Consider the following 14,498-nt stretch of genomic DNA (forward strand, 5'->3'; position numbering starts at 1 on the left):
TATATTTTTATTCCAACCACTATATATTGATTTTTCGACCTATTTTAGGACGTAAACAGTATATCGTTCAACGCCTTTTACAGGGGCTTTTTTATAGTTTTTTGAAAGTGTAGATTTAACATCAGAAGGTAGTTGTGTATCCTGTTGGACAACGATATATTGTGCTGAATCTTGGATAATAGTATCAGAAAGAGCTTTCTGATGACTAGATTTAGCTGTGTTAAGTTCTGGAAGAACAAATTGTGAGGCTGCTTTACGACCACTTTCCAGATAAATTTTTGCTGAAGAATCGTAAACGTAGATAGTCTCATCTTTCTTGGTATTTTTAGTGATATAATTTGCGACAGTACTACGTTCAGTATTATTTCCTAAATTAAATAGGAACATAATGATTGGCATCGCAAAAGCGAATGCAAAGACTGCAATAGGTAAGAAGTAATTACGACTAAGGAAGATACCAAAAACTTTAAGTGTGTGAATCTGGTTACCATTACGACGTCGGTGAGAAGTTCGCTCTACTCTCTTTTTAATAGCATCATCTAAAGAAAGTGCTGTTAAGACTAGACCATAAGGTACGATATTGAGCATACTGTAAAGTCCAAAGCTTTGAGAGAACAAGCTGTAAACCACTGTAAAGATAAAACTAAGGAGCAGTACCCACTTGATGCTCTTATCTTTAGCCTCGCCAAGAAGGTGGTTGCTTGTAGTAAGTGCACCAATAAGTAACCCAGAGCCTAAAACAGCAAAGCTTTGATAGGCTAATGTAAGTAGAAAGTCATTTTTTTCTACAGCGAGTTGTGTAAAGTTGTAAACCAAAACTTGGTTAATATAGTCCGATGTAATTTGTAAATTAAGGATAAAGTAAAGACATAGATACAATACTAGAATATTACCAAAAACAATACAAAGAACTTGATAAAAACCACGAGCAAAGTGTTTGTTGACAAGGTTGTAAACGAAGATTGTCACAAGTGACAATATCCAGAAAATAAGAGTTCGAGCTTCAAATAGGGCCCCGGCAGTTCCAGCAAAGCCGTAAAGAATAAAGGCTTCGTCACGACTATGACCCGCAAAGTAACGAGTTAAGAAGAAGATTGCACCTAGGACAAAAGGCATAGCAAATTGGATAGGGTAAAGCCCACCAAAACCAAGTGTTCCATTAGTGACATAGAAAATAATACTAATTAGAGTGGCAATTTCCTTCTTACTTGTCATGTGCATGACAGTCTTGTAAAGGTAACTACCAGAAAGATAGTAGGCGAGGAATTGTATAGGAATTAGCCAAAGAGTTGATCCTAAACGGAAAGCCAGAGAAACCAGGAGGTAATAAAAGAATCCACCTGTCGCAAAAAAGTCAGAGTAAGGTAAGCTACCATTGGCAAACATTTTTGCAATATAAAGGTTTTGAGACTGTATATTATTGGCAAAGTCTGTAAAGCAGGGAACTGATATACTAAAAATACTTAAGATCAAACTGAAAATCAGGATATGACCTTTATGCTTCCATGGAAGTGAGATCTTAGTTTTTTTCTCTATTTGAGAAGAATCTGATTCTTCGGTATGTCCTTGAATTGTCACTTCAATCTTTTCGGATTGACTATCTTGTGTATGAGATCGATGGTGGCTTCGATGATAACCTTGGTAGCCACTTGAATCTACAGTATTGTCTTCGTTGTATGGACTCACAATTAAACTCCTTTGTTGACATTTGGAAAGTTATAAATAGAAGGGTCTTGCCTCCTAATTGTCTTATTTAAAGTATATCAGATAATACCATTTAGTCAATTTTCCTCTAATTTCTTACATTTAATAAAAAATATCTAAAAAAGAGACTGAGATACAATATCCCAATCTCTTTTTAACAAGCCATTTCTTTGCCTATGGCATTGAATATTTTTAGTTTTCGTCGATAAAGCTATTGAAAACTTCTTCGATCATATCCCATTCAGCATCTGAATCTTCAGGGATTGGTTGAAGGTCGCCTTCAGTACCGTCTTCATTTTCAGTGAATGAGTATGCTTGTATTTCGATTTCTCCATTAGCATCTTCTTCAGCACCAGCTGGTACTAAAAGAACATAGTTTTTACCAAATTCTTCGCGTCCATCAATAGTCAACAAGATTTCAAAAAGTGTTTCATTTCCTTGTTCGTCTACTAAAGTGATGACTTCATGATTATGGTTGTGGTCGTGATTGTGTGACATATTGTTCTCCTTTTTGAAGAGAGCGCTGAATAGTGAGGAAAATCTAGTATATTTGCTTGTCAGTTTACTAGATTGTCACTTGACTATTAGGTCTCTATTACACTTTCTTAAAACATTCGATCGAGGTAGTTTTGTAGAATAAGTTGGGCAGCTAATTTATCAATAACTTTTTTACGTTTACCACGGCTGACATCTGCTTGTTCAACTAACATACGCTCGGCTTGAACAGTTGTCAAGCGCTCGTCTTGGTAATCTACAGGAATTCCAAAGATTTCCTTGATTTTGTCACCATAGGCTTTGCTTGCCTCAACACGTGGTCCTTCAGTGTTATTCATGTTTTTAGGAAGACCAACAACAAATTTTTCTACCTTATATTCTTTAACGAGCTCGCCTAGTCGGTCGAAACCAAACTCTTCAGCCTCCTCGTCAATTTTGATAATTTCAACGCCTTGGGCCGTAAAACCGAGGGGGTCACTAATCGCAACTCCTACTGTTTTTGAGCCAACATCAAGTCCCATTACTCGCATTAGAGGTCAATTCCATTTCCTTTAAGATAATAGCGAACGAGTTCTTCAACGATTTCATCACGTTCGTATTTACGAATCTGGTTACGGGCGTCATTATAACGCGGAACATAAGCAGGGTCACCGCTCAGAACATAACCGACGATTTGGTTGATAGGATTATAACCTTTCTCAGCCAACGAACGGTAGACATTTGTCAAAGTATTACTGATTTCATCTTTGCTACCGTCGTCTAGGTTGAAACGAACAGTTTCATCTGTAAATCCCATACTGACACCTTCTTTCTATAAGAATTATCTGTTAGTTCTTTATTATAACATAAGTATACCCAAAAGGGAAAGACGATGAATAAAAAAAGAGATGACTAAAGTCATCTCTCTTAATATCCAATAAGATTAAACGCGTTCAACTTTACCAGATTTAAGCGCACGAGCTGAAGCCCAAACTTTTTTAGGTTTACCATCAACAAGGATAGTAACTTTTTGAAGGTTAGGTTTAACGGCACGTTTAGTTTTGTTCATAGCGTGTGAACGGTTGTTTCCAGAAACAGTTTTACGTCCTGTAAAGTAACATACTTTAGCCATTTCGTGTTTTCCTCCTAGGTAGAATTTATTACGGATGTGCTAGCACCACATACCAAAACATTCTATCATAAGAATTTAGGTTTGACAAGAACTATTTATGATTTCTTTTTGTAACAAAATAGTATATGCTTATTCTAATAAGAAAAAATCAGTTAAAAAAGGAGAGAAGATGCCAGATAATCTTGCTCTACGCATGCGTCCACGTACAATTTCAGAGGTGATTGGTCAGAAGCATCTGGTTGGTGAAGGTAAAATTATTCGCCGTATGGTAGAAGCGAATATGCTATCGTCAATGATTCTCTACGGGCCACCAGGAATCGGGAAGACCTCAATAGCTAGTGCTATTGCAGGAACAACAAAATTTGCTTTTAGAACCTTTAATGCTACAGTTGATAGCAAGAAACGCCTGCAGGAAATTGCGGAAGAGGCTAAATTTTCAGGTGGCTTAGTTCTGCTCCTAGATGAGATTCATCGTTTAGATAAAGCTAAACAAGACTTTTTATTACCACTCTTAGAGAATGGTAATATTATCATGATTGGGGCTACAACGGAGAATCCGTTTTTTTCTGTAACACCAGCCATCCGTAGTCGTGTACAAATATTTGAGTTGGAACCACTCTCTAACGAGGATATTAAGGAAGCTATCCTAGGTGTTTTAGAGGACAAGGAGCGTGGTTTTGACTTTGATGTCCAGTTAGATGATGATGCTCTAGATTTTATTGCTACGGCTACTAATGGTGATTTACGTTCGGCTTATAATTCGTTGGATCTAGCTGTCATGTCGACGCCAGCTTCAGAAGATGGGCTTCGCCATATTACTTTAGATACAGTGGAAAATAGTTTACAACGTAGCTATATCACCATGGATAAAGACGGTGATGGACACTATGATGTGCTCTCTGCTTTGCAAAAATCTATTCGAGGCTCTGATGTTAATGCCAGTCTTCATTATGCAGCGCGTTTGGTTGAAGCAGGAGATCTCCCTAGTCTAGCGCGGCGCTTGACTGTGATTGCATACGAGGATATTGGTTTAGCTAATCCTGATGCGCAAGTTCACACGGTTACAGCTTTGGAAGCTGCACAGAAAGTAGGTTTCCCAGAGGCGCGTATTTTGATAGCCAATGTAGTTGTTGACTTAGCTTTATCTCCTAAGTCGAATTCGGCTTATATGGCTATGGATGCTGCCTTGGCAGACCTTAGAAAATCAGGAAATTTACCGATTCCTCGTCATTTGAGAGATGGGCACTATGCTGGAAGTAAGGAACTGGGCAATGCACAAGATTACAAGTATCCCCATGCTTATCCTGAAAAGTGGGTCAAGCAACAATACCTTCCGGATAAATTAAGAGGTGTGAATTATTTCCACCCCAATGAAACCGGGAAATATGAAAGAGCTCTTGGAGCTAATAAAGACCGAATCGATAAGTTATCTAGATAATGCGAGAGGAATCAACGAAAACGATTGCAAAAAAATTGATTTTTCCTCTTGCAATAATTTTCAAAAGTGGTATTATAAAAACAGAGAAATTGCTGTGGTATACGAATCCACATATAAGTGTTGACCGACTAATTTTTGTATTATCGGGAGACAGAGGTCTATTAACAGTGTGCAGGCTGGCTCACCCAGAAGCAACTGAAGTTAGTAGCGAGTCGCCCACCTGCTTTTTTACGTCGCGGGTTCAATACAAACCGTGGATCATCGGTACCAATACAGCATCCAGCCTCCTTAGCTCAGTTGGTAGAGCAGTGGACTCTTAATCCATGGGTCACAGGTTCGAGCCCTGTAGGGGGTATATTAATATCGGAAAGAGACTTGCTTGTAAGTCTCTTTTTTATTTTTCTAAGAAAGAACTCACTTTAAACAGAACTTTACGTGCTTGTTTGTCTAAACGAGAGTTGTTCCCAATGATAATTTCTTCTAAATATATGCTTTGTGTTATGATAATAGTCAAGAAACAGAATTGAAAAAGGAGACATAAGTTGAAAATTGTAATCATTGGCTATAGTGGTTCTGGAAAGTCGACTTTGGCAAATTTTTTAGGACAACACTATAATTGTCAGGTACTTCATTTAGATAAAATTCATTTCACATCAAATTGGCAAGAGCGAACAGTTGATGAAATGACTGGCGATATATCAACATTTATGCTACAAAGTGATTGGATTATTGAAGGGAATTACTCGGCCTGTCTTTATGAAGAACGTATGAGGGAAGCTGACTGTATTGTATATTTCAACTTTAACAGAGTTAATTGTCTCTATCGGGCGTTTAGGCGTTATTTAACATATAGGGGAAAGACACGTCCTAGCATGGCAGATGGCTGTAATGAAAAATTTGATTTTGCATTTGTGAAATGGATTTTATTAGACGGACGTTCTAAAAAATATGTAGAGCGATATAATGCAGTTATTAAAAATTATTCGGACAAGACAATTATTTTAAAGAATCAAAGGCAGTTAAATGATTATATGAAGCAGGTTAAATAGCTACTAGAACTATTTAGTCGTTAAATAGCTGATAGTTATACATAAGAAGCAAGGTTAAAAGATATAGTAAATAACGAGTTGCAATCTTAGCTATAACTGTCAGAATATTTTGTAAGAAGCGCTTTCAACGTTGAACAAATAGACTTTTTTCTGCTATAATAAACTGTAACGCAAAACTTGTGGGTGAAATTCCCACCGTGAAGTTTTTCAAGAAAGGTGGGGGCAGCCTCGTAAAGGTGGAGCTGTCCGTTATCAAAATAATATGACATCAGTAGTTGTTGTGGGTACCCAGTGGGGTGATGAAGGTAAAGGGAAAATTACAGATTTCCTAAGTCAAGATGCCGAAGTGATCGCACGTTATCAAGGTGGAGACAATGCAGGTCACACGATTGTTATCGATGGTAAGAAATTTAAATTGCACTTGATTCCATCAGGTATTTTCTTCCCAGAGAAAATCTCTGTTATCGGGAACGGTGTAGTGGTCAATCCTAAATCACTTGTCAAAGAGTTGGAATATCTTCATGCAGAAGGTGTGTCGACAGAGAGCCTTCGTATTTCTGACCGCGCACACGTTATTTTGCCGTACCATATTAAACTTGATCAACTGCAAGAAGCCGCCAAAGGTGACAATAAGATTGGTACAACTAACAAAGGTATTGGTCCTGCCTATATGGATAAGGCTGCGCGTGTAGGTATCCGTATTGCAGACCTTTTGGACAAAGAAATCTTTGCTGATCGTTTGAAAACGAACTTAGCTGAGAAAAACCGTCTTTTCAGTAAGATGTATGAAGCTGAAGAATTATCATTCGATGAGATTTTTGAAGAATACTACGCTTACGGACAACAAATTAAGCAATATGTCACAGATACATCCGTTATCTTGAATGACGCTCTTGATGCAGGTAAACGTGTCCTCTTTGAAGGAGCTCAAGGGGTTATGCTTGATATTGACCAAGGTACTTACCCATTTGTAACGTCATCAAACCCAGTTGCGGGTGGTGTTACAATCGGTTCTGGTGTTGGTCCATCTAAAATTAATAAGGTAGTTGGTGTATGTAAGGCCTATACGAGTCGTGTTGGTGATGGTCCTTTCCCAACTGAGTTATTTGATGAAGTGGGTGAACGCATCCGTGAAGTTGGTCATGAATATGGAACAACAACTGGACGTCCACGTCGTGTAGGATGGTTTGACTCAGTGGTGATGCGCCATAGTCGTCGTGTATCAGGTATCACAAACCTCAGCTTGAACTGTATCGATGTTCTCTCAGGTCTTGACACTGTAAAAATTTGTGTAGCTTATGATCTTGATGGTGAGCGTATTGATTACTATCCAGCTAGTCTTGAGCAACTGAAACGTTGTAAACCAATCTATGAAGAATTGCCAGGTTGGGAAGAAGACATCACAGGTTGCCGTAGTTTAGATGAGCTTCCTGAAAATGCTCGTAATTATGTTCGTCGGGTTGGTGAATTGGTAGGTGTACGTATCTCTACTTTCTCTGTAGGACCAGGACGTGAACAAACAAACATCCTTGAAAGTGTTTGGTCAAATATCTAAAGCAAACAAAAGGAGAATCTAGGAAACTAGGTTCTCTTTTCTCACGCCTTAAATATATAGATTAATAGGAATGTTGCAACTGTTAAAAAAGGTTACTAATTTTTCGATATGATTAGGAAAGAAACCTTTCTATTTGATTAGTTTTTCGGTATAATATGGATTGATTAAATGAAAATTAATGAGAACCTACTTTCATGATTTAAAAGTGTGTTCATAATTTTGACGAAGAAAATAAGTGAGCAGATCTCTTAATAGTTTTGGGCAAGAGGTGAATAATGAATAAGATTGTATTTGTTTGTCTGGGGAATATTTGTCGTAGCCCAATGGCAGAATTTGTGATGAAAGAGCTGGACCAAGAAAAGTCTTTGCATATCGAAAGTCGCGCGACATCTTCATGGGAGCATGGAAATTCAGTTCATCAAGGGACCCAAAAGATTTTAAGGAAATATGCTATTTCTTTTGACTCTTCCAAGGGCTCACAACAGATTAGTCAGGCTGATTTTGAGTTCTTTGATTTAGTTGTGGGAATGGATGAGTCAAATGTTGAGGATCTTCTACAGATATCTGCAGGGCGTTATGACGATAAAATCAAGCTTTTCAGACCTGGTGGAGTTCCGGACCCATGGTATACAGGTGACTTTGAAGAAACATACAAATTGGTAACTGCAGGTTGTCGAGACTGGTTACAGTGGATTAAGGATAGACAATGAATTTTAAACAACTAAAGGATTTTGATTTTAAAAATATTGATATTGACCGAAATCAATTTGAGCGTATTACAGTAGGGGTTATTATTTTATGCGCCCTGTCCTTGTTTTTGGTGACTATAAAAACGCAACATTCTATCAAGATTGATGGGACTAAGATTGCCTATAAAGGTCAGATGCAGAACCATCGTTTGAATGGTCAAGGAACTTTGAGCTATGATAATGGTGATACCTATACGGGAGAATTTAAGAATGGTTCCTTTAATGGTCAAGGAACCTTCAAATCTCATGAGGGTTGGATTTATCAAGGAGAGTTCAAGTCTGGTCAAGCCGATGGTCAAGGAAAATTGACTACTGAAAATAAGGTTACCTACAAAGGAAAATTTAAACAGGGGATTTTTAAAGGATGAGAATTAACTGGTTTTCTTATATTCGTGTGACAGGACTTCTTTTGGTTCTGATCTATCATTTCTTCCCAAGTATTCTTCCTGGGGGCTTCATCGGTGTTGATGTCTTCTTTACCTTCTCAGGGTATTTGATTACAGCACTTTTGATTGATGAGGTATCTAGGACGCATCGCATTGATTACCTTGGTTTTATGCGACGACGCTTCTACCGGATAGTACCACCACTTGTGCTGATGGTTCTTATCTGCACCCCCTTGGCACTCTTGGTTCGAAATGATTTTATTGCAGGTATTGGACGTCAAATCACCTCTGTTATCGGTTTTGTAACTAACTATTATGAGATTTTGACTGGGGGAAATTATGAGAACCAGTTTAACCAGCATATTTACCTCCATACATGGAGTCTGGCCATTGAGGTTCACTATTATATTCTTTGGGGTGCCTTGCTTTGGTTCCTAGCTAAGCGTGTTAAACATCAAAATCAATTTAGAAGCCTAGTCTTTATGGTATCTCTTGCCTGCTTTATGGTGAGTTTCCTATCAATGTTTATTAGTGCTTTCTTTGTTGATAGTTTTTCTCGCTTATATTTCTCATCAATTACGCATGCTTATCCATTCTTCCTAGGTTCGCTCTTTGCGACACTTTCAGGTGTATATGAAACGACCGCTAGGTTCAAGAAAAATATACGCCTTTGGACTCTGAAAAAGACGGTCCTTTATATGGTAGGAAGTTTTGCCTTGCTCGTATTGTTGGGCTTAGTTCTCCATTTTGAGGAACGCATTACCTATCTATTTGGTTTTGTTTTAGCTAGTTTGTTCACGGCTGTTATGATTTACTCTGCCCGTGTCCTCCATGAGAAATTGCCTGGAAAATCAGAGCCTGCTCTTATTAGTTATTTGGCAGAGATTAGCTATAGTGTCTATCTTTTTCACTGGCCGCTATATATTATCTTTAGTCAATTGACCAATAATATTATTGCAGTCATTCTGACAACGATTCTGTCAATTGTTTTTGCAACACTTTCCTACTATATAATAGAGCCATTTATTGCAGGAAGAAAGGCCAGTCTCTTTGGAATAGATTTAGACTTGACGCCGTACCGACATATTGTGCTTTATGTTTTTAGTGGTCTTACTTTAATTACAGTGCTTATTTCTCTCTTTGCGCCGGCTGTAGGGAACTTCGAGAAAGATTTAGAAGCTAATGGTTTGTCGCAAGCTCAGACTAAGATGAAATTAACGCGTACCAATGCGGAAAACAGTCAGGCTACTTCATTTGGTGTGAATAAGGGAGTGACAGTTTTAGGGGACTCCGTAGCTCTTAGATCAAAAGATCAGCTGGAATCAAGTATTGATAATGTCGCTATAGATGCAGTTGTCAGTCGTAACCTATCAACAATCAATGATTTGCTTAAAGATTACGCGGATAGTAATGCTCTTGCTAAGGATGTTGTCATTGCTGGTGGTGTTAATGAGATTGACGACTATAAAGGCGTTATTAATAAAATCATCAAGAATTTACCTAAGGGTCACCATATTATCTTTGTGACACCATATAATGGTAGTAAATCTGGTAATGAGGCCCAATCTTTGATTCAGTTACGTAAGTATGAGTTAGAGATGGCTAAGAAATACGACTTTGTAACGGTTGCTGACTGGTATCAAGTGGCTAAAGAAAATATTTCTATCTGGAATGGTACAGATGGGGTTCACTTTGGATCTGATAGCGACTCTATTAACCGTGGTGCTAAACTCTATACTAAGACAATTAAAGAAGCTATAGAGAAAGCTGATAAGGCACCAGTTAAGGGTGGTAAGAAATAATCAAAAGAGAAGGCAAGTCTTGTCTTCTTTTTTATGGACAAATTTTGACTGCATTTTTTGTTTTGTGCTAAAATAAGCCTATGGCAAGAATATTAGATAATGATTTACTAGGAGATGAAGAGTATGTTGAGCGTACCCTTCGTCCTCAGTACTTTAAGGAATATATTGGTCAAGATAAGGTTAAGGACCAATTAAAGATTTTTATAGAGGCAGCTAAACTTCGTGATGAAGCATTGGATCATACTCTTTTGTTTGGTCCTCCAGGTTTAGGGAAAACGACCATGGCTTTTGTGATAGCTAATGAGATGGGCGTCAATTTAAAGCAGACGTCTGGGCCAGCAATTGAGAAGGCTGGAGATTTGGTTGCTATACTCAATGACTTGGAGCCGGGTGATATCTTATTTATTGATGAGATTCATCGAATGCCTATGGCAGTGGAAGAAGTACTTTATAGTGCTATGGAAGATTACTACATCGATATCATGATTGGTTCAGGTGAAACAAGTCGTAGTGTTCACCTAGAGTTACCACCGTTCACTTTAGTGGGTGCAACCACACGAGCAGGTATGTTGTCAAATCCATTGAGGGCTCGTTTTGGGATTAATGGTCATATGGAATATTATGAGTTACCAGATTTGAAGGAAATTATAGAACGCACTTCAGAAATCTTTGATATGACTATAACACCTGAGGCTGCCCTAGAGTTAGCACGTCGTAGTCGTGGAACGCCACGTATTGCTAACCGCCTACTTAAGCGTGTGAGAGACTATGCACAAATTATGGGTGATGGCATCATTGATGATAAGATTGCAGACAAGGCGTTGACTATGTTGGATGTGGACCATGAAGGACTAGATTATGTCGACCAAAAAATTCTCCGAACCATGATTGAGATGTATGGTGGGGGACCGGTTGGTCTAGGGACCTTGTCAGTTAATATTGCTGAAGAGCGAGAAACGGTAGAAGATATGTATGAACCCTATCTAATTCAAAAAGGATTTATTATGCGAACACGAACAGGACGTGTTGCAACGGTTAAAGCCTATGAACACATGGGGTACGACTACACTAAAGAAACTTGATAAAAATCCATCGAAGGTGGATTTTTTTGTTTAGTCAAAAAGAAAATAAAGAAAAAAGAAAAAAACTTTAAAAATCCCTTGCAATGAGTGGGTTCTTTTGTTATTATATTATGGTGCTGTAAATACAGCGCTTAGCTATGATACAAGAGGTTGCGACACGCCTGGTTGCACTGCCACGCAATCCGTGTTGGTTTTCTTGAGGAGCTAGCCTATTATCTTAAATAGACGAAAGAGGAGAAAAAATGGCAAACAAAAAAATTCGTATCCGTTTGAAAGCTTACGAACACCGTACGCTTGATACAGCGGCTGAAAAAATCGTAGAAACTGCAACTCGCACAGGTGCGACAGTTGCTGGACCAGTTCCACTTCCAACTGAACGTAGTCTCTACACAATTATTCGTGCGACTCACAAATATAAAGATTCTCGCGAACAATTTGAAATGCGTACACACAAACGTCTTATCGACATCATCAACCCAACTCAAAAAACAGTTGACGCTTTGATGAAACTTGATCTTCCAAGTGGTGTGAACGTAGAAATCAAACTTTAATTTAAAGTTTGATTCAATGAGCATAAAAAACGCTCGTTAAAAACTTTTTTGAGCATAAAAAACGCTCATAAAAAACTTTTTGAAAAAACAATAAAGTAAAGGAAATATTTTCTCATGACAAAAGGAATCTTAGGGAAAAAAGTGGGAATGACTCAAATCTTCACTGAAGCAGGTGAATTTATCCCTGTTACTGTCATCGAAGCTACTCCAAACGTTGTGCTTCAAGTTAAAACTGTTGAAACAGACGGTTACGAAGCAGTTCAAGTTGGTTTTGACGACAAACGCGAAGTATTGAGCAACAAACCTGCCAAAGGCCACGTAGCGAAAGCTAACACAGCTCCTAAGCGCTTCATTCGTGAATTCAAAAACATTGAAGGCTTGGAAGTTGGATCAGAAATCACTGTTGACACATTCGAAGCTGGAGATGTTGTTGACGTAACTGGTACTTCAAAAGGTAAAGGTTTCCAAGGTGTTATCAAACGCCACGGTCAATCACGCGGACCTATGGCTCACGGTTCTCGTTACCACCGTCGTCCAGGTTCAATGGGACCTGTTGCGCCTAACCGTGTTTTCAAAAACAAACACTTGGCAGGACGTATGGGTGGCAACCGTGTGACAATTCAAAATCTTGAAGTTGTACAAGTTATCCCAGAGAAAAACGTTATCCTTATCAAAGGTAACGTACCAGGTGCTAAGAAATCTCTTATCACTATCAAATCAGCAGTTAAAGCTGCTAAATAATAAGAAAGGAGAAATCAGTTAAAAATGGCAAACGTAAAACTATTTGACCAAACTGGTAAAGAAGTTAGCACAGTTGAACTTAACGACGCTATCTTCGGTATCGAACCAAACGAATCAGTAGTATTTGATGTCGTAATCAGCCAACGTGCTAGCCTTCGCCAAGGTACTCACGCGGTTAAAAACCGTTCAGCAGTATCAGGTGGTGGACGTAAACCATGGCGTCAAAAAGGAACTGGACGTGCTCGTCAGGGTTCTATCCGCTCACCACAATGGCGTGGTGGTGGTGTTGTCTTCGGACCAACTCCACGTTCTTACGGATACAAACTTCCACAAAAAGTTCGTCGCCTTGCATTGAAATCTGTTTACTCAGCTAAAGTTGCAGAAGATAAATTTGTAGCAGTTGAAGCTCTTTCATTTGCAGCTCCAAAAACTGCTGAATTCGCAAACGTTCTTTCAGCTCTTAGCATCGATTCTAAAGTACTTGTTATCGTTGAAGAAGGAAACAAATTCGCTGAACTTTCAGCACGTAACCTTGCAAACGTAACTGTTGCAACTCCTGCAACTGCAAGCGTACTTGACATCGTAAACGCAGATAAACTTCTTGTTACTAAAGAAGCTATCTCATCAATCGAGGAGGTTCTTGCATAATGAATTTGTATGACGTAATCAAAAAACCTGTTATCACTGAGAAATCTATGATTGCTCTTGAAGCAGGAAAATACACTTTCGAAGTTGATACACGTGCACACAAACTCTTGATCAAACAAGCAGTTGAAGCTGCATTTGAAGGTGTTAAAGTTGCTAGCGTGAACACTGTAACTGTTAAACCAAAACAAAAACGTGTTGGACGTTACACTGGTTTCACTTCAAAAACTAAAAAAGCTATCATCACTCTTACAGCTGATTCTAAAGCAATCGAGTTGTTTGCAGCTGAAGCTGAATAATCAAAGGAGAAATTAACGTGGGTATTAAAGTTTATAAACCAACGACAAATGGCCGTCGTAACATGACTTCTTTGGATTTCGCAGAAATCACTACAAGCACTCCTGAAAAATCATTGCTTGTTTCTCTTAAGAACAAAGCTGGTCGTAACAACAACGGTCGTATCACTGTACGTCACCAAGGTGGCGGACACAAACGCCACTACCGTTTGATTGACTTCAAACGTAACAAAGATGGCGTTGAAGCAGTTGTTAAAACAATTGAGTATGATCCAAACCGTACTGCAAACATCGCTCTTGTACACTACACTGACGGGGTTAAAGCTTACATCATCGCACCTAAAGGTCTTGAAGTAGGTCAACGTATCGTTTCAGGTCCAGATGCGGATATCAAGATTGGTAACGCTCTTCCACTTGCAAACATCCCAGTTGGTACAGTTATCCACAACATCGAGCTTCAACCAGGTAAAGGTGCTGAACTTATCCGTGCCGCTGGCGCTTCTGCTCAAGTTTTGGGTCAAGAAGGTAAATACGTACTTGTTCGTCTTCAATCAGGTGAAGTTCGTATGGTTCTTGGTACATGTCGTGCAACTATCGGTACTGTGGGTAACGAACAACAATCACTTATCAACCTTGGTAAAGCCGGCCGTAATCGCTGGAAAGGTATTCGCCCAACAGTTCGTGGTTCTGTAATGAACCCTAACGATCACCCACACGGTGGTGGTGAAGGTAAAGCACCAGTTGGACGTAAAGCGCCATCTACTCCATGGGGTAAACCTGCGCTTGGTCTTAAAACTCGTAACAAGAAAGCTAAATCTGACAAACTTATCGTTCGTCGTCGTAACGAAAAATAATTTAGTCGCTTAGCTCATAACATCCGCCAACTCGGTAGCA

At 38.9% G+C, this 14,498-nt stretch carries 17 protein-coding genes, 1 tRNA gene and 1 other RNA gene; 14 read left to right on the forward strand and 5 right to left on the reverse strand.

What is annotated here, in order from left to right:
- Positions 1-39 precede the first annotated feature (39 nt).
- The 5 genes from ACYVQ1_RS05775 to rpmB all read right to left on the reverse strand — a co-directional run bounded on the left by ACYVQ1_RS05775 (position 40) and on the right by rpmB (position 3,310).
- Positions 40-1,686, reverse strand: a complete 1,647-nt coding sequence (locus ACYVQ1_RS05775; RefSeq protein ID WP_461250141.1) for a hypothetical protein — start codon at positions 1,684-1,686, stop codon at positions 40-42.
- Between the two features lie 210 nt (positions 1,687-1,896).
- Positions 1,897-2,202, reverse strand: coding sequence for a DUF1292 domain-containing protein (locus tag ACYVQ1_RS05780; RefSeq protein WP_002885701.1), 306 nt, complete (start codon positions 2,200-2,202; stop codon positions 1,897-1,899).
- Between the two features lie 107 nt (positions 2,203-2,309).
- Positions 2,310-2,729 (reverse strand): Holliday junction resolvase RuvX, encoded by a 420-nt coding sequence (gene ruvX, locus ACYVQ1_RS05785; RefSeq protein WP_002887078.1) that lies wholly within the window; start codon positions 2,727-2,729, stop codon positions 2,310-2,312.
- Entirely contained in the window at positions 2,729-2,995 is a 267-nt protein-coding gene (locus ACYVQ1_RS05790) for an IreB family regulatory phosphoprotein (RefSeq protein ID WP_002885737.1), read from the reverse strand. The genes ruvX and ACYVQ1_RS05790 overlap by 1 nt, the downstream gene beginning before the upstream one ends.
- Positions 2,996-3,121: 126 nt before the next feature.
- The gene (gene rpmB / locus ACYVQ1_RS05795; protein WP_002885786.1) at positions 3,122-3,310 is read right to left on the reverse strand and encodes a 50S ribosomal protein L28; all 189 of its coding nucleotides are present in this window, start codon (positions 3,308-3,310) and stop codon (positions 3,122-3,124) included.
- 169 nt (positions 3,311-3,479) lie between these two features.
- Between rpmB and ACYVQ1_RS05800 the strand changes: the two genes are divergently transcribed.
- The 14 genes from ACYVQ1_RS05800 (at position 3,480) to rplB (ending at position 14,458) form a co-directional block, all read left to right on the forward strand.
- Positions 3,480-4,748 (forward strand): replication-associated recombination protein A, encoded by a 1,269-nt coding sequence (locus ACYVQ1_RS05800; protein WP_107372413.1) that lies wholly within the window; start codon positions 3,480-3,482, stop codon positions 4,746-4,748.
- Between the two features lie 86 nt (positions 4,749-4,834).
- Positions 4,835-5,030, forward strand: a non-coding RNA gene (gene ssrS, locus ACYVQ1_RS05805) — 6S RNA.
- Positions 5,031-5,103: transfer RNA gene (locus ACYVQ1_RS05810), tRNA-Lys, on the forward strand. It abuts the RNA gene before it with no gap.
- A gap of 187 nt (positions 5,104-5,290) precedes the next feature.
- On the forward strand, positions 5,291-5,797 hold the full coding sequence (locus tag ACYVQ1_RS05815; protein WP_461250142.1) for a DNA topology modulation protein: 507 nt from the start codon (positions 5,291-5,293) through the stop codon (positions 5,795-5,797).
- 262 nt (positions 5,798-6,059) lie between these two features.
- Complete coding sequence (locus ACYVQ1_RS05820) at positions 6,060-7,352, forward strand: adenylosuccinate synthase (RefSeq protein ID WP_002887072.1); 1,293 nt, start codon at positions 6,060-6,062, stop codon at positions 7,350-7,352.
- 275 nt (positions 7,353-7,627) lie between these two features.
- On the forward strand, positions 7,628-8,062 hold the full coding sequence (locus ACYVQ1_RS05825; RefSeq protein ID WP_049545228.1) for a low molecular weight protein-tyrosine-phosphatase: 435 nt from the start codon (positions 7,628-7,630) through the stop codon (positions 8,060-8,062).
- Complete coding sequence (locus ACYVQ1_RS05830; RefSeq protein WP_461250143.1) at positions 8,059-8,469, forward strand: hypothetical protein; 411 nt, start codon at positions 8,059-8,061, stop codon at positions 8,467-8,469. Before ACYVQ1_RS05825 ends, ACYVQ1_RS05830 begins: the two co-directional genes overlap by 4 nt.
- Positions 8,466-10,289, forward strand: a complete 1,824-nt coding sequence (locus ACYVQ1_RS05835) for an acyltransferase family protein (RefSeq protein ID WP_014635144.1) — start codon at positions 8,466-8,468, stop codon at positions 10,287-10,289. The genes ACYVQ1_RS05830 and ACYVQ1_RS05835 overlap by 4 nt, the downstream gene beginning before the upstream one ends.
- An 80-nt stretch (positions 10,290-10,369) precedes the next feature.
- On the forward strand, positions 10,370-11,371 hold the full coding sequence (ruvB, locus tag ACYVQ1_RS05840) for a Holliday junction branch migration DNA helicase RuvB (protein ID WP_461250144.1): 1,002 nt from the start codon (positions 10,370-10,372) through the stop codon (positions 11,369-11,371).
- Positions 11,372-11,613: 242 nt separating this feature from the next.
- On the forward strand, positions 11,614-11,922 hold the full coding sequence (rpsJ, locus tag ACYVQ1_RS05845) for a 30S ribosomal protein S10 (RefSeq protein WP_002885653.1): 309 nt from the start codon (positions 11,614-11,616) through the stop codon (positions 11,920-11,922).
- A gap of 114 nt (positions 11,923-12,036) precedes the next feature.
- On the forward strand, positions 12,037-12,663 hold the full coding sequence (rplC, locus tag ACYVQ1_RS05850; protein ID WP_002885755.1) for a 50S ribosomal protein L3: 627 nt from the start codon (positions 12,037-12,039) through the stop codon (positions 12,661-12,663).
- Positions 12,664-12,687: 24 nt separating this feature from the next.
- Positions 12,688-13,311 (forward strand): 50S ribosomal protein L4, encoded by a 624-nt coding sequence (gene rplD, locus ACYVQ1_RS05855; protein WP_002885795.1) that lies wholly within the window; start codon positions 12,688-12,690, stop codon positions 13,309-13,311.
- Complete coding sequence (locus ACYVQ1_RS05860) at positions 13,311-13,607, forward strand: 50S ribosomal protein L23 (protein WP_002887066.1); 297 nt, start codon at positions 13,311-13,313, stop codon at positions 13,605-13,607. Before rplD ends, ACYVQ1_RS05860 begins: the two co-directional genes overlap by 1 nt.
- Positions 13,608-13,624: 17 nt before the next feature.
- A complete protein-coding gene (gene rplB, locus ACYVQ1_RS05865) occupies positions 13,625-14,458 on the forward strand; it encodes a 50S ribosomal protein L2 (RefSeq protein WP_002887065.1) in 834 nt (277 codons plus the stop codon).
- Positions 14,459-14,498 lie beyond the last annotated feature (40 nt).

Source organism: Streptococcus parasalivarius, from assembly GCF_054785155.1.